Source organism: Pedobacter sp. JY14-1 (genome assembly GCF_029269825.1).
Taxonomy (GTDB): Bacteria; Bacteroidota; Bacteroidia; order Sphingobacteriales; family Sphingobacteriaceae; genus Pedobacter.
In genome coordinates, this window is sequence record NZ_JARJHU010000001.1 from 366,566 (window position 1) to 381,585 (window position 15,020).

The 15,020-nt window shown below is 49.7% G+C and carries 13 protein-coding genes; 7 read left to right on the forward strand and 6 right to left on the reverse strand.

Annotated elements, in window-relative coordinates:
- Positions 1 to 10: 10 nt before the first annotated feature.
- Entirely contained in the window at positions 11 to 1,798 is a 1,788-nt protein-coding gene (lepA, locus tag P2W84_RS01600) for a translation elongation factor 4 (protein ID WP_276088347.1), read from the forward strand.
- A gap of 13 nt (positions 1,799 to 1,811) precedes the next feature.
- Complete coding sequence (locus tag P2W84_RS01605; protein WP_276088348.1) at positions 1,812 to 2,693, forward strand: tetrahydrofolate dehydrogenase/cyclohydrolase catalytic domain-containing protein; 882 nt, start codon at positions 1,812 to 1,814, stop codon at positions 2,691 to 2,693.
- Positions 2,694 to 2,714: 21 nt separating this feature from the next.
- On the opposite strand, the gene P2W84_RS01610 is transcribed toward P2W84_RS01605, so the two are convergent.
- The gene (locus tag P2W84_RS01610) at positions 2,715 to 3,044 is read right to left on the reverse strand and encodes a Rieske (2Fe-2S) protein (protein ID WP_276088349.1); all 330 of its coding nucleotides are present in this window, start codon (positions 3,042 to 3,044) and stop codon (positions 2,715 to 2,717) included.
- An 85-nt stretch (positions 3,045 to 3,129) separates the two neighbouring features.
- Here P2W84_RS01610 and P2W84_RS01615 point away from each other — a divergent pair, with 85 nt between their 5' ends.
- Together P2W84_RS01615 and P2W84_RS01620 are read left to right on the forward strand one after the other, a co-directional pair.
- Positions 3,130 to 3,753 carry a 7-carboxy-7-deazaguanine synthase QueE gene (locus P2W84_RS01615; protein WP_276088350.1) on the forward strand — a complete coding sequence of 208 codons (624 nt, stop codon included), beginning with the start codon at positions 3,130 to 3,132 and terminating at the stop codon, positions 3,751 to 3,753.
- A gap of 71 nt (positions 3,754 to 3,824) precedes the next feature.
- Entirely contained in the window at positions 3,825 to 5,726 is a 1,902-nt protein-coding gene (locus P2W84_RS01620) for an OmpA family protein (protein WP_276088351.1), read from the forward strand.
- Between the two features lie 10 nt (positions 5,727 to 5,736).
- Here the strand turns inward: P2W84_RS01620 and kdsA are convergent, their stop codons facing one another.
- Together kdsA and recQ are read right to left on the reverse strand one after the other, a co-directional pair.
- Positions 5,737 to 6,552, reverse strand: a complete 816-nt coding sequence (gene kdsA / locus P2W84_RS01625; protein ID WP_276088352.1) for a 3-deoxy-8-phosphooctulonate synthase — start codon at positions 6,550 to 6,552, stop codon at positions 5,737 to 5,739.
- A gap of 24 nt (positions 6,553 to 6,576) precedes the next feature.
- Positions 6,577 to 8,766: a DNA helicase RecQ gene (recQ, locus tag P2W84_RS01630; protein ID WP_276088353.1), complete on the reverse strand. Its 2,190-nt coding sequence runs from the start codon at positions 8,764 to 8,766 to the stop codon at positions 6,577 to 6,579.
- A gap of 90 nt (positions 8,767 to 8,856) precedes the next feature.
- On the opposite strand from recQ, the gene P2W84_RS01635 reads away from it, so the two are divergent.
- Both P2W84_RS01635 and P2W84_RS01640 read left to right on the forward strand, forming a co-directional pair.
- Positions 8,857 to 9,822 (forward strand): KpsF/GutQ family sugar-phosphate isomerase, encoded by a 966-nt coding sequence (locus P2W84_RS01635; protein WP_276088354.1) that lies wholly within the window; start codon positions 8,857 to 8,859, stop codon positions 9,820 to 9,822.
- 15 nt (positions 9,823 to 9,837) lie between these two features.
- A complete protein-coding gene (locus tag P2W84_RS01640) occupies positions 9,838 to 10,929 on the forward strand; it encodes a mannose-1-phosphate guanylyltransferase (RefSeq protein WP_276088355.1) in 1,092 nt (363 codons plus the stop codon).
- Positions 10,930 to 10,949: 20 nt separating this feature from the next.
- Here the strand turns inward: P2W84_RS01640 and rlmB are convergent, their stop codons facing one another.
- Positions 10,950 to 11,717, reverse strand: a complete 768-nt coding sequence (gene rlmB / locus P2W84_RS01645; RefSeq protein WP_276089026.1) for a 23S rRNA (guanosine(2251)-2'-O)-methyltransferase RlmB — start codon at positions 11,715 to 11,717, stop codon at positions 10,950 to 10,952.
- Positions 11,718 to 11,888: 171 nt separating this feature from the next.
- Between rlmB and dnaB the strand changes: the two genes are divergently transcribed.
- Positions 11,889 to 13,460, forward strand: a complete 1,572-nt coding sequence (gene dnaB, locus P2W84_RS01650) for a replicative DNA helicase (RefSeq protein ID WP_276088356.1) — start codon at positions 11,889 to 11,891, stop codon at positions 13,458 to 13,460.
- A 5-nt stretch (positions 13,461 to 13,465) separates the two neighbouring features.
- On the opposite strand, the gene chrA is transcribed toward dnaB, so the two are convergent.
- Both chrA and P2W84_RS01660 read right to left on the reverse strand, forming a co-directional pair.
- Positions 13,466 to 14,671 (reverse strand): chromate efflux transporter, encoded by a 1,206-nt coding sequence (chrA, locus tag P2W84_RS01655; protein ID WP_276088357.1) that lies wholly within the window; start codon positions 14,669 to 14,671, stop codon positions 13,466 to 13,468.
- Positions 14,672 to 14,674: 3 nt separating this feature from the next.
- Positions 14,675 to 15,010 (reverse strand): tetratricopeptide repeat protein, encoded by a 336-nt coding sequence (locus P2W84_RS01660; protein ID WP_276088358.1) that lies wholly within the window; start codon positions 15,008 to 15,010, stop codon positions 14,675 to 14,677.
- Positions 15,011 to 15,020: the final 10 nt, after the last annotated feature.

The window sequence follows — 15,020 nt, forward strand, 5'->3', positions numbered from 1 at the left end:
TTGGCCGAAAATGAAGAATATACGTAATTTCTGCATAATTGCACATATTGACCACGGTAAGAGTACCCTTGCAGACCGTCTGCTGGAGTACACCAAGACCATTTCCCAGCGGGAGGCGCAGGCCCAGCTGCTGGACAATATGGACCTGGAACGCGAACGGGGCATTACCATAAAAAGCCACGCCATTCAGATGAACTATACATTGAACGGCGAGCAATATGTACTTAACCTCATCGATACGCCGGGACACGTCGACTTTTCCTATGAAGTCTCCCGTTCTATTGCGGCCTGCGAAGGCGCATTACTGATCGTGGATGCCTCACAGGGTATACAAGCCCAGACCATCTCTAATCTTTACCTGGCCCTGGAACACGATCTGGAGATCATTCCGATCCTGAACAAAATGGACCTCCCCGGTGCCATGCCGGAGGAAGTTAAAGACCAGATCATTGACCTGATCGGCTGCAAACGGGAAGAGATCATTCCTGCTTCGGGCAAGACCGGAATGGGTGTACCGGAGATTCTACAGGCGATTACAGAACGCATCCCTGCTCCTGCAGGAAACCCTGAAGCTCCGCTGCAGGCGCTGATCTTCGACTCTGTGTTCAACTCTTTCAGGGGCATTATCGCTTATTATAAAGTGACCAATGGCGAAATACGTAAGGGCGATAAAGTGAAGTTCATCAATACCGGCAAGGAATACCTTGCTGACGAAGTAGGTGTGCTGAAGCTGGACATGCTCCCTAAGGATGTCGTCAGGACCGGTGACGTGGGTTATATCATTTCAGGTATTAAAGAAGCTAGAGAAGTAAAAGTAGGCGATACCATTACCAATGTGGCCCGTCCTTCTCTTGAAGCCATACAGGGTTTTGAAGAGGTAAAACCCATGGTATTTGCCGGTATCTACCCGGTAGATACCGAAGATTACGAGGAGTTGCGCGAAAGCATGCACAAGTTGCAACTGAACGATGCCTCTATCGTATTTGAGCCCGAGAGTTCTGCAGCGCTTGGCTTCGGCTTCCGTTGCGGCTTCCTGGGCATGCTGCACATGGAGATCATCCAGGAACGTCTGGAGCGCGAGTTTGACATGACGGTAATTACCACCGTTCCGAACGTGTCTTACAAGGCCTATAGTACAAAGGGCGACGAAATCATTGTGAACAACCCTTCGGACATGCCCGATCCAAGCAAGATGGAATATGTAGAGGAGCCTTACATCAAGGCAAACATCATTACCAAAGCCGAGTTTACAGGCCCGGTAATGAGTCTTTGCATCCAGAAGCGCGGTGTGATCGTCAACCAGTCTTACCTTACTTCCGACCGGGTAGAACTAGTCTTCGAAATGCCCATGGGCGAGATCGTATTCGATTTCTATGACAAGCTGAAAACCATTTCAAAAGGCTATGCCTCTTTTGACTACCATCCTATCGGTTACCGCAGGTCTGATCTGGTAAAACTGGACATCAGGTTAAATGACGAGCCTGTAGACGCATTAAGTTCGCTGATCCACCGCAGCAATGCTTATGATTTCGGCAAAAAGATCTGTGAAAAGCTGAAGGAACTGCTGCCCCGTCAGCAATTTGAGATCAAGATACAGGCTTCCATCGGGGCTAAAGTAATTGCCAGGGAAACCATCAGCGCCCTGCGCAAGGACGTAACCGCAAAATGTTACGGTGGCGATATCTCCCGTAAGCGTAAACTCCTTGAAAAACAGAAAAAAGGTAAAAAACGTATGCGCCAGGTGGGTAACGTAGAGATCCCGCAAACTGCATTTATGGCCGTATTGAAGTTAGATTAACCAAATTATTATCATGCAATTGTTAGACGGAAAATTCGTATCAGAGAAGATAAAACAGGATATTGCTGCTGAAGCGGCTGAATTTCTTACGTCATCCGGCAGAAAACCCCATTTAGTGGCTATCCTGGTGGGTAACGACGGCGGAAGTGAAACCTATGTGGCCAGCAAGATGAAAAACTGTGAAAAGGTAGGCTTTCAGTCCTCTCTGATCAGGTACGATAATTCCGTGACCGAGGCTGAACTGCTGGCCAAGGTAGAGGAGATCAATAATGATACAGGTGTAGACGGCCTGATCGTACAATTACCGCTTCCCAAGCACATCGATCCGGAGAAGGTCACCGAAAAAATAGACTACCGCAAAGATGTGGACGGCTTTCATCCCGTCAACCTCGGCCGTATGATGCGCAACCTGCCCTGCTTTATCCCTGCCACCCCTTATGGTATTATGCTGATGCTTCAGGCTTACGGCATAGATACCGCAGGAAAGCACTGCGTAGTTGTAGGCCGCAGCAATATTGTGGGCAGTCCGATGAGCATACTGATGGGCCGCAATGCCAATCCCGGCAACTGCACAGTAACGCTGACCCACAGCAAAACCATAAACCTGAAGGAAATGTGCCTGCAGGCAGATATCCTCATTGCGGCTATCGGACGTAAAAACTACATCACCGCAGATATGGTAAAACCGGGGGCTATTGTCATTGATGTAGGCATGAACAGGGAAACTTCAGCGACGACTAAATCAGGCTATAAACTTTATGGGGACGTAGACTTTGAACATGTAGCACCAATAGCTTCCTGGATCACTCCTGTTCCCGGCGGGGTTGGCCTGATGACCATTGTAGGCCTGCTCAAAAATACTTTAGCTTCGGCAAAGGGCGAAATTTACGCTTAGCCATATTCAGCAATTTTCCGGTTATCCGAACAGACGCTTCAGAAAACCTTCCCTGAGACCTATGTAAACCCCGTCAGTCCGCTGTTCTACGGGATAGATATGGACATAGTCGCCCTGTCCTGATGCGCCCCGGCCGGTTTGCAGGTTATATTCCCAGCGATGTACAGGACAGATCAAATGACCATTTTTACACCAGCCTCCGCTTAAGGTGCCCCCGGCATGCGGGCAGGTATTCTGTGTAGCGAACAGCTGCTCCTGGTGCCTGATCAGGCAAATCTTCCTGCCGCCTGCGCTTACCTGCATGACAAACTCCCCGTCCGGAAGCGGCTTATCTATTTTGTGCCATTTCATTGATCTTCATCGGCTGGTCATTAAAAACACCCAAGATAGGGATTTGACTGGTCCTTGCATTATTTTATTTAAATTTGCGCCGCATATGGCACATCAGATACCGGAAGACGGCACATTGCTCCCCCTGATGGAGGAGTTTTATACGATACAGGGAGAAGGTTTCAATACCGGAAAGGCTGCTTACTTTATCCGCCTGGGCGGATGTGACGTCGGATGTCATTGGTGTGATGTTAAGGAGAGCTGGGACGCGGAACTCCACCCGCTGACCCCTGCAGACCACATTGCAGAAAAAGCCGCCTCTTATCCGGGAAAGGCTGTTGTGATCACAGGTGGCGAACCGCTGATCTATAACCTTGGCTACCTGACTGCCAGGCTCCGGGAACGGAATATACAGACCTTTATTGAAACTTCAGGCGCCTACCCGCTTTCGGGTACCTGGGACTGGATCTGTCTGTCACCAAAAAAGTTCAAGGCCCCCAGACCCGATATCGCTCCCTTTGCCAACGAACTCAAAGTAATCGTTTTTAACAAAAGCGACTTCGAATGGGCGGAAAAATATGCAGAAATGGTATCACCGGGGTGCAAACTCTACCTGCAGCCAGAGTGGTCCAAATCCAGGGCTGTAACTCCGCTGATCATTGACTATGTCATGGCCAATCCCAAATGGGAGATATCCCTGCAAACCCATAAATTCCTGAACATCCCCTGATTCCCGGTTAATTTCCGTAAATAGTTTCTATTTCTCACTATATTTAACCTGCATGGTTAATATCAGTGTCCATGAAGAAACTCATCTATCTGTTACTTGCATTTTGCGCAACCTGGACAACTGTCAGTGCGCAGACTTCGGCCATTAAAAAGGCGCAGGGCAGCTTTAACAAGGCGCAGACCTACCTGCGCAATGACCAGCTTAAGGAAGCAGCGGAAGCACTGGACGAAACGGTTAAAGCCGATCCTGCTTTTCAATATGCATATATCCAGCTTGGCGATATCCACAGAAGGCTGAAAGCCTTTGCACAGGCCAAATCTGCCTATCAAAATGCCATAAACCTAAACCCTGAAGGCGATCCCAGGATGTTTTACGGAATGGCTGAAGCATGCATCTTCACAGGCAGTTATCCCGAAGCACTGGAAAATACCAACCGGTTTCTGTCGAAGTACAAAGGTAAAGACCCGGATTTCCTGAAGAAGGCAGAAAAATACCGGAAAGATAGTGAGTTTGCTGTTTTGGCGATAAAATCCCCCTTACCTTATGAGCCGGTAAACCTTGGTCCGGACATCAATTCGGCATACCGCGAATATTTTCCCTCACTGACCGCAGATGGAGCACAAATGATCTTCAGCCGTACCGTCGATGGCAATGAAGACTTTTTTACTTCATTTAAAAAAAATGGTACCTGGGACAAACCGGTGCCCTTAAGCGACCAGATCAATACCAGTAAATTCAACGAAGGCGCACAGTCCCTGTCTGCAGACGGCAAATACCTGTTCTTTACCGGCTGTAACCGACCGGACGGTCTTGGTCGCTGTGACATCTATGTAAGCCAGAAAACGGCTAAAGGCTGGGGCGAGCCTTTTAACCTTGGGACACCATTGAATAGTGTCTACTGGGACGCTCAACCCTCTGTAAGTCCTGACGGAAATACCTTATACTTTGTAAGTAACCGGCCAGGAGGACTTGGCGGCTATGACATCTGGAAAAGCACGCTCAAAAGCGACGGTTACTGGGATCAGCCGGTAAACCTGGGGCCAGAGATCAATACCCCAGGTGATGAACAGACCCCATTCCTGCATCCCGATGGCCATACGCTTTATTTCTCTTCAGACGGCTGGCCGGGCATGGGTAACAAAGACATCTTTCTGAGCCGCCTGGACAACTCCGGTAAATGGGGAAAACCGGTAAACCTTGGCTATCCGATCAATACCTTCAACGAGGAGACAGGGCTTATTGTCAGTCCAGAAGGCACGGATGCCTTCTTTTCTTCAAACCTGAAGGGCGGTTACGGAGACCTGGATATTTACAGTTTCAAAATGCCGGAGACCATCAGGCCGGTTCCCATTGTTTATGTAAAGGGCACAATTAAAGACAAGACAAGCAGGCAGCCGCTTGAAGCAGATATCCGGATCAGCAATCTAAATACAAAGACAACGGTTTATCAGAACTTCACAGATGCAAGCGATGGCAGCTTCCTCGCCGTAATGCCTACCGGTGCTGCCTATGCCTTTAACGCAGTGGCCCCGGGCTATCTTTTTTACTCGGAAAACTACCCGCTAAGCTCGGCAGGCAGCCGGGAAAAACCATCCATCCTGGAAATCTATCTTGAAAAACTGAAGCCCGGCAGCAACGTCATCATGAAGAATATATTTTTTGACACCAATGCCTATCAGTTGCTGCCTTATTCAGAATCAGAATTAGACATTCTGATCAGTTTATTGAAGCAAAACCCCGGCCTGCGCATTGAAATACAAGGACATACGGACAACGTGGGTAAAGAAGAAGACAACCGCAAACTTTCCATGATGCGGGCAAGATCCGTCTACGAATACCTCATTGCCAGGAAAATCCTCCCCGACAGGCTTACTTACAAAGGCCTTGGGGAAAGCGTACCCGTCGCTACAAACGATACCGAGGCCGGCAGGAAGCTGAACCGCAGGACTTCATTCGTCGTAACCGGTATTTAACCGGAAGTAATTAAATCACGGCCTGCCTGATGCGTACCAGTCTGGTCAGTAAATCTTCCAGCAGATCCAGGTGCAGCATATTTGCACCGTCCGACTTCGCATTGGCAGGGTCCGGATGGGTTTCAATGAACAGGCCATCTGCGCCTACCGCGATCGCAGCCTTCGCAATGGTTGCGATCAGTTCGGGCTTACCTCCTGTAACACCGCTGCTCTGGTTAGGCTGCTGCAGTGAATGGGTACAGTCCATCACTACGGGCACATTGAAATTCTGCATTTCAGGCAGCCCCCTGTAATCAACGATCAGGTCCTGATACCCAAAGGTATTTCCTCTGTCGGTCAGGATCACCCTGTCATTACCCGCCTCAACAATTTTCTCAACCGCGAACTTCATAGAACCCGCAGAAAGGAACTGGCCTTTCTTTACGTTGACCACCTTGCCTGTCTTCGCCGCTGCAATAAGCAGGTCAGTTTGCCTGCAGAGAAACGCGGGTATCTGTAACACATCCACATAAGCCGCCGCCATTTCCGCCTCCCCGCTTTCATGAATATCCGTCACCGTAGGCACCCCGAAAGTAGTGCCTACCTTTTCCAGTATCTTCAGTGCTATTTCATCACCGATGCCGGTAAAGGAACTCCCTTTCGAACGGTTGGCCTTCCGGTAAGAGCCCTTGAAAATATAGGGTATATTCAGTTTGTCAGTGATCGCTACGATCTTCTCTGCAATGCGCAGCGCGATCTCCTCGCCTTCAATCGCACATGGACCGGCCATCAGAAAGAAATTGCCGGAATCCCGGTGCCTCAGTTTATCTATAGAAAAATTGATCATGATTATCAGTTTAAAAACCGCCCGTCAATTACCCAGCTCGGACATAAATTTAATACGCATCAGCTGGATCTCCTCTCTCGAATAATCCGCTTCTCCCAGCTCCTTCAGTGCCTCATCAATGGAATCGCTTTCAGCAGACTGAAAGTAATCGAACACCTCATCCTGTCTGTCCTCGTCGATCATTTCATCTACAAAATAGGTCAGGTTCAGTTTCGTGCCTGAATTGACAATCGCTTCCACTTCCTTAAGGATGTCGTCATAGGTAATGCCCTTAGATCTCGCAATATCCTCCAGCCCGATCTTGCGGTCTATATTCTGGATAATGGACACCTTCAGCTGCGATTTATTGGCCTGGGTCTTCACGATCAGGTCAATCGGACGCTCAATGTCATTGTCTTCCACATACTTCTTGATGAGTTCCAGGAAAGGTCCCCCGAATTTCACCGCTTTGCCATTCCCTACTCCCGAGATTTGCTTCAGTTCATCATTGGTAATCGGATAATGCGTACACATCTCCTCCAGCGAGGGGTCCTGAAAGACCACAAAGGGAGGTACCCCCTTTTGCTTTGCGATCTTCTTCCTGAGGTCCTTCAGCAATTGCAACAATTGCGTATCCAGGGCGCCAGGTCCCTGCTTTACATCATCCTGGTCGTCTTCATTGCCGTTTTCAATGGGTTCATTCAGTACAAACTTCAGGTTATAAGGACTCTCCAGGAATTCCCTGCCTGCATTGGTCAGTCCCAGCAGGCCATAATTATCGATGTCCTTATACAGGAAGTTATTCAATACTGCCTGACGGATCAGCGAACGCCAGTAGTTTTCGCCCTCCACTGCGCCAAAGCCAAATTCAGACAACTTCCCGTGCTCATAAGCTACGGTTTGCGCCGTCTCCAGGCCAAGCACGACATTAAGTACGTGAGTATCGTCAAATTTCTCCCCCAGCTTCTGTACCAGCCGCAACAACAAGTTCAGCGAGTCCTCCGCCTCAAACTGCTTCTTTGGTTTGCGACAGTTATCACACATGGAATTACAGCCCGTCTCATTAAAGTTTTCACCGAAATAATGCAGTATCTGTTTCCTCCTGCACACTGCGGACTCCGCATAATCGATCACCTCCTTCAGTATCTGTGTACCGATCTCCCTTTCTGAAACCGGCTTATCCTTCATGAATTTGGCCAGCTTATCGATATCCTTCTGGGTATAGAAAGCGATACAGGTACCTTCACCTCCATCCCGTCCGGCCCGGCCCGTTTCCTGGTAATATCCTTCCATACTTTTGGGTACATCATGGTGGATCACAAACCGTACATCCGGTTTGTCTATACCCATACCAAAGGCAATGGTCGCCACGATCACCTCCACATCCTCCATCAGGAACTTGTCCTGTGTTTCTGCACGTACCTTCGGTTCCAGTCCGGCGTGATAAGGCAAGGCCTTGATCCCGTTCAGGTTCAGCGTATCTGCTACTTCCTCTACCTTTTTCCGGCTGAGACAATAGATGATCCCCGATTTTCCGGTATTTGACTTGATATACCTGATGATCTCCTTAATTACATCCCGCTTCGGGCGGATCTCATAAAACAGGTTTGGGCGGTTAAATGACGACTTAAACAGGGTGGCATCTGTCATCTGCAGGTTCTTAATGATGTCCTGCTGCACCTTAGGCGTAGCAGTAGCCGTAAGCGCAATGATCGGGATCTCACTGCCCAGGCCATGGATCACCTGTCTGATCTTCCGGTATTCCGGCCGGAAATCATGGCCCCATTCCGAGATACAATGCGCTTCATCAACTGCTACAAAAGAGATTTTAATCAGTTTGAGAAATTCAAGATTGTCCTGTTTGGACAAGGACTCGGGCGCCACATACAGCAGCTTGGTCTGTCCGCTGAGCAGGTCTGTCTTTACCTGATTGATTTCAGATTTATTGAGTGACGAGTTCAGGAAATGGGCAATACTGTCGTTACCCCCGAAGGCCCTGAGCTGGTCCACCTGGTTTTTCATCAGGGCGATCAGCGGCGATATCACGATCGCGGTACCCGCTTCCATCAATGCCGGTAACTGATAGCAAATGGATTTTCCCCCGCCTGTTGGCATGATGACAAACGTATTCCTCTTTTCAAGAATGTTCGTAATGATGGCTTCCTGGTCCCCCTTAAAGTTATCAAACCCGAAAAAAGTTTGCAGGTTGTCAAACAACGACTTTTTCACATCCATTTTGTGTATAAAATATTCAGTGCTGTTTTTTACTTCAAAATAACATAATTTTGCAGAATTACAATGCATCAATATACTAAATAATTCTATTTGAAAAGTAAAAAATCGATCATAGACACCGCCCTCCGCACCCTTCGGTTGGAAGCTGAGGCCATCAATGGCCTGGCCGGCAAAATAAATGACGACTTTGTCCGGATCGTGGAACTGATCATTGCAAACAAGGGCAGAGTGATCGTAACGGGCATTGGAAAAAGCGCCATCATCGCCCAGAAAATCGTAGCTACTTTCAACAGCACCGGCACGCCGGCCAGTTTTATGCATGCAGCAGATGCTGTCCATGGCGACCTGGGCATGATCCAGAAGGACGACATCGTCATCTGCATATCTAAAAGCGGTAATACACCGGAGATCAAACTGCTTTCCCCACTGCTCAAACAGTCCGGCAACATCATGATCGGCATGGTCGGACAACCCGACTCCGACCTGGGGAGACAGGCAGATTATATTCTGAATACCCATGTGGAAAAAGAGGCCTGCCCGCACAACCTGGCCCCGACCACCAGCACTACGGCTCAGTTGGCCATGGGCGACGCACTCGCTGTCTGCCTGCTCAATGCCCGCAATTTCAACGAAGCCGATTTCGCACGTTATCATCCGGGCGGTTCACTGGGAAGACGGCTCTATCTGAAGGCCGGCGATATCGCACTCAGAAACCAGAAGCCGGGCATCCACCCCGACGCCTCTGTAAAAGATGTCATTGTAGAGATCAGTCAAAACCGTTTAGGCGCAGTTGTTGTTATTGAGCACGATATTATCCTCGGGATAATTACCGATGGTGACATTAGACGAATGCTGGAAAAATATACTAACTTGACCGACATCAAAGCGAGCGACCTGATGAGTGCCAGGCCAAAGACCGTAGACCGGGAAATGCTGGCCGCAGAGGCCCTGGAACTGATTAAAGCCAATAACATCACCCAGCTTCCGGTGACAGAGGGCGGCAGGTATTTTGGTATGATACATTTACACGACCTTCTTCAGGAAGGGATAATATAAAAGGACTGATCAAATATGAACAAGAACAATTATGCGCTGATCATGGCCGGAGGAGTCGGCAGCCGTTTCTGGCCAGTGAGCAGAACAGAATTCCCGAAACAATTCATCGATTTCTTTGGAGTAGGTAAAACACTCATTCAGAGTACCTATGAACGCTTTTTAAAGATATGCCCTCCTGAAAACATCTTTATCGTCACCAACGAGATCTATACCGATATTATCAAAGAGCAGCTTCCTGCCATCAGTGATAACCAGATCCTTGCGGAGCCCATCATGCGGAATACCGCACCCTGTATTTCTTACGGATCAATGAAGATTGCCCAGCTCAATCCTGATGCGACCATCGTGGTCGCTCCTTCCGACCATACCATTACCAACCAGGACGCCTTTGTTGAGGCTATCGAACATTCACTGCAGGCCGCTGCACAAAATGACGTACTGATTACCCTGGGGATCAAGCCCAGCCGTCCGGATACCGGCTATGGTTATATCCAGTATACAGACAATACGCTTAAATCCGATCACCTGATCCATAAGGTCAAGACCTTTACGGAAAAACCAAACCTGGAACTGGCCAAGTCTTTCCTGCAGAGCGGCGATTTTCTCTGGAACGCGGGTATATTCATCTGGTCTGCCAGATCGATCAACAAAGCTTTTCAAAAGCATCTGCCTGATATGCATGAGATCTTCTACCAGGGCAACTCTGTATTCAATACCACATTGGAACAGGAATTTATCGGCGCTGCCTATCAGCAATGCACCAATATTTCGATAGACTTCGGTATCATGGAAAAGGCAGAAAACGTTTACGTCCTGCCTGCCGATTTCGGATGGTCGGACCTGGGCACATGGGCGTCGATCTATGACCTGGCAGAGCACGACTATGTCGGCAATGCGGTGATACCTTCAGAAAAAGTGATGATGTTCAATTCTTCGAACTGTATGGTCAATGTTCCTAAAGACAAGCTGGTGATTCTGCAGGACCTGCATGACTATATTGTCGTAGAGGCCAGCAATACCCTGCTCATCTGCCCGCGTTCTTCAGAACAAAGCATTAAGCAGATCGTAGCCGACGTAAAATCAAAATTCGGCACCCAGTACATCTGAGAGAAAGGCTGTGATTTCTTCTACCGGATCCTTTGTCTGATCGCTTCATACAAGATTACCCCGGCTGAAACCGATACATTCAGTGAACTGATGTCTCCGACCATCGGGATTTTCGCCAGATGGTTCGCCATCCGCATGATCTCATTGGAAATACCCTCGTCCTCCGCGCCCATGACGATCGCTGTAGGCAGTGTGTAATCCGGCGCATAGATCAGATCATCCGTCTTTTCTGTACAGGCAACGATCTGCAAACCACATTCCTGCAGGAAAAGGGCCGTCTTGTGCAAATTATGGTGTCTGCAGACCGGGATGGAAAACAAAGCCCCTGCGGAAGTCTTGATGGCATCCGCGTTGATCTGGGCAGAATTCTTTACCGGCACGACAATCGCATGCACCCCTGCACAAGCTGCCGTACGGGCGATCGCCCCCATATTTCTGACATCAGTTACCCCGTCCAGCACCAGGATCAGCGGCGTCTCGCCTCTTTCATAGATGACGGGGATTATATCTTCTACCCGCTGGTAGGTGATTGGTGAAATGACCGCGATGGCACCTTGATGGTTTTTCTGGGTCATCCTGTTCAGCTTCTCCACAGGTACATGGTTCACAGGGATGTCCGTATCCTTCAGCATTGCCTTCAATTCAAGGATCAGGGGCCCGGCAAGCCCCCGCTGAATGTAAATACTCTCTACATCCCTACCCGCCCTGATCGCCTCTATAACGGCCCTGATGCCAAATATAAACTCGTTCGATTCCCTTTGCCGCTGCGGCCTTCTGGTGTGTTCCATCATCATTAATCTGAGCGGTAAAATTAACCCAAAAACCCGAGGTTATCCACATCACGCTGTTGGAAAATTTACCAAAAACATGAAAACAAATCCGGTTCGCCGATAACCTTACCTGAAACATGTTCATAAAGATTATAAAAGACGACCCGATTTTTACCTAATTTTGTTGACATGAGTTTTGAAAACGGAAATCAGGGACAAGAAAGAACAAGCTTCAGCGCGCGCAAGAACAGACTGGCAAATACAATGACCACCGCAGGCAAAATACCGCCTCAGGCCACTGATCTTGAAGAAGCCGTACTAGGTGCGCTGATGCTGGAAAAAGATGCCCTTTCTACCGTAATCGATATCCTCAAGCCTGAAATGTTCTATCATGAAGGGCACAAAAAGATATTTGAGGCGATCCAGGGGCTTTTTCAGAAATCCAAGCCGGTCGACATCCTGACCGTCACCTCAGAACTACGTACCTTGGGCCAGCTGGAGCTGATCGGCGGCGCCTTCTATATCACCAACCTGACCAACCGTGTCGCCTCAGCAGCCAATATCGAGTTTCACGCACGCATCATTTCCCAGAAATACATCCAGCGGGAGCTGATTCGTATTTCGTCCGAGATCATCACCAGTGCCTACGAGGACACCACTGATATCTTCGACCTGCTTGACCATGCGGAGAAAAACCTTTTCGACATCGCCCAGAACAACCTGAGACGCGATACCCAGAAAATGGATGAGATCATCAAGCAGTCTCTGGCCACGCTCGAAGAACTGCGCAGCAAGACCGATGGCCTTACAGGGGTACCATCCGGTTTTACTGACCTTGACCGGATCACCGGCGGCTGGCAGGCCTCCGACCTGGTGATCATCGCGGCACGTCCGGCAATGGGTAAGACCGCCTTCGTGCTCAGTTGCGCCCGCAATGCCGCCGTAGACTTTAAAAGGGCAGTCGTGGTCTTCTCTCTCGAGATGTCTTCCGTACAGCTCGTCAACCGTCTCATTTCCGGGGAGACCGAGATCGAACAGGAAAAGATCCGCAAGGGCAACCTGGCCGAATGGGAATGGCAGCAGCTCCACAGCAAGATCGGCAGGCTTACCGAAGCCCCGCTCCTGATCGACGATACCCCCGCCCTGAACATCTTTGAGTTCCGTGCCAAATGCCGCAGGTTGAAAGCGCAGTACGATCTGCAGCTGATCATCATCGACTACCTGCAGCTCATGCACGGTAAGGGTGAAGGTGGCGGCGGCAACCGGGAGCAGGAGATCGGCAGCATTTCCAGGGCGCTGAAATCCGTTGCCAAGGAACTTAACGTACCGGTACTTGCCCTGTCCCAGCTGAGCCGTGCGGTGGAAAGCCGGCCAGGCGCCAACGGCAAAAGGCCCATGCTCTCCGATTTGCGTGAATCCGGTTCCATCGAGCAGGATGCCGATATGGTACTGTTCCTTTACCGGCCGGAATATTACGGCATCACCGAAGACGAACAGGGCCGCTCACAGGCCGGCGTCGGCGAAGTCATTATTGCCAAGCACAGGAACGGTGAGACCGGTATCGTCCCGCTGCGCTTTATCGGAAAGTATGTGAAGTTCACCGACCTTGAAGACAATTTCTCTGCACCAGGCGGTTCATTCGGGATAGACAGCCCCGGAGCCGGCATGATGCCGTCCCAGAATTTCGACCGGCCCGCCGGTAACGTCATCATCAAGCCGTCCCGCATGGATGACATCAACGACGAAGACGCGCCGTTCTAAGTTCATCACACGAAATAACCCAGTAAGATCCCTGCGACCACGATCACAGGCGGGCTGATCCTGGTAAAATTCAGGACCAGGAACGTAACCACCATAATGCCTATGGACATCAGGTTCAGCCCCACCGGCAGCAGCAGCAGGATAAACGCCGCAATGATAAAGCCTACGCTCACGGCATTGATCCCTGAAAGGGAATTTTTGATCCTCGTCAGCTTTTTCAGGTCCTCCCAGAAAGGCACAATGAACAGTACAAGGATCAGCCCCGGTAAATTAATGCCCAGAACAGCGACCGCGCCGCCCAGCGCCTGGCCCCAGACCCCATAGCCAAAATTTTTCATACTCAGCGCCCCGATGTAGCTCGTAAAGGAAAATGTAGGCCCGGGCAAAGCCTGCTGCAGGGCAAAACCAGAGAGAAATCCGGAAGCATGCAAATACTGCTTCATCTGTACAAACTCGGTGAACATGAGCGGCACCAGGACCTGCCCGCCACCAAAGATAAAGATCCCGTTGCGGTAAAAGTTTTCAAACAGCCTGATCGGCAAACTGAAAGGCGATGTCCTGTTGATCACGGCACCCAGCAGCGCCAGGAACAACAGCACACCAAAGAAATAGACCAGTTTCTTCCTGTTGATATTGGCAAACAGCTTTCCCCTCAATTCCGTTTCCTCCCTCGGGGATTCCAGGGAAGAAGAAACCATACCTCCCATCAGAATGGCAAGTGGGAAAACATAAGCGTTCCTCAACACCAGTGTACAGATCACCGCAGCGACCGCCAGAAATACCGACAACTGCGATACCAGGACCCGCTTTGACAGGTTATAGGCACCGAAGGCGACAATACCCAGGGCCACCGGCTGCATATACTCCAATACCTCAATGAATTTTTCCTTATGGTCCAATCTTGCATAGCTTATCGCCGCAAAGGTCATTGCCGCAGCGGATGGCAGTATCCAGATCAGGAAAGTAACGATGGACAACCGCAGCCCGCCTACCTTATAGGCAATGCCGACCAGTGTTTGCGTAGATGCCGGACCAGGCAGCAACTGAGCCAGTGCATTCAGTTCAAGCAATTCCTCTTCACTCACATACCGGTTGTTCCTGACAAAATACTTCAGCAACAGTCCCAGGTGTGCCTGCGCCCCTCCAAAGGCTGTAAACGTAAAGATGATCACGTCCCTGAGAAAAAGCAGCTGTTTCTTCCTGCCGTGCATGGCTCAGTCGTCTTCGTAATCCAATCCTGCAGCACTGTTATAGGCACCCTGAAGTTCAGAAAGAGCATGCATATCGCGTTTTTCGCGGGCTGCCGCCATTCCCTGCTGATAAATACCGATGGCCTCCTCCTTATCGCCGGTCTTTTCCAGCAGCTTGCCCAGGTGATAATAAGTGCCCACATAAGCAGGGTGTTGCTCAACCAGTTTCCGGTAGTAGGCAAAAGCCTGTTCAACCTCTCCCGAAGTATTGTATTCCGTAGCGATGGCATACAGTACAAAAGGGTCATTCGGGTCGCTTTCCAAAAACTCCAGTAACTTGATCAATCGGGTATTTTGCATTTTTTTAACC

Bases quoted from the DNA above. Each gene is read 5' to 3' on its own strand.
- kdsA (WP_276088352.1), bottom strand. From the start codon at position 6,552: ATGATCAATTTTTCTATAGATAAACTGAGGCACCGGGATTCCGGCAAT.
- P2W84_RS01640 (WP_276088355.1), top strand. From the start codon at position 9,838: ATGAACAAGAACAATTATGCGCTGATCATGGCCGGAGGAGTCGGCAGC.
- P2W84_RS01605 (WP_276088348.1), top strand. From the start codon at position 1,812: ATGCAATTGTTAGACGGAAAATTCGTATCAGAGAAGATAAAACAGGAT.
- P2W84_RS01615 (WP_276088350.1), top strand. From the start codon at position 3,130: ATGGCACATCAGATACCGGAAGACGGCACATTGCTCCCCCTGATGGAG.
- P2W84_RS01620 (WP_276088351.1), top strand. From the start codon at position 3,825: ATGAAGAAACTCATCTATCTGTTACTTGCATTTTGCGCAACCTGGACA.
- dnaB (WP_276088356.1), top strand. From the start codon at position 11,889: ATGAGTTTTGAAAACGGAAATCAGGGACAAGAAAGAACAAGCTTCAGC.
- lepA (WP_276088347.1), top strand. From the start codon at position 11: ATGAAGAATATACGTAATTTCTGCATAATTGCACATATTGACCACGGT.
- P2W84_RS01660 (WP_276088358.1), bottom strand. From the start codon at position 15,010: ATGCAAAATACCCGATTGATCAAGTTACTGGAGTTTTTGGAAAGCGAC.
- chrA (WP_276088357.1), bottom strand. From the start codon at position 14,671: ATGCACGGCAGGAAGAAACAGCTGCTTTTTCTCAGGGACGTGATCATC.
- rlmB (WP_276089026.1), bottom strand. From the start codon at position 11,717: ATGGAACACACCAGAAGGCCGCAGCGGCAAAGGGAATCGAACGAGTTT.
- recQ (WP_276088353.1), bottom strand. From the start codon at position 8,766: ATGGATGTGAAAAAGTCGTTGTTTGACAACCTGCAAACTTTTTTCGGG.
- P2W84_RS01610 (WP_276088349.1), bottom strand. From the start codon at position 3,044: ATGAAATGGCACAAAATAGATAAGCCGCTTCCGGACGGGGAGTTTGTC.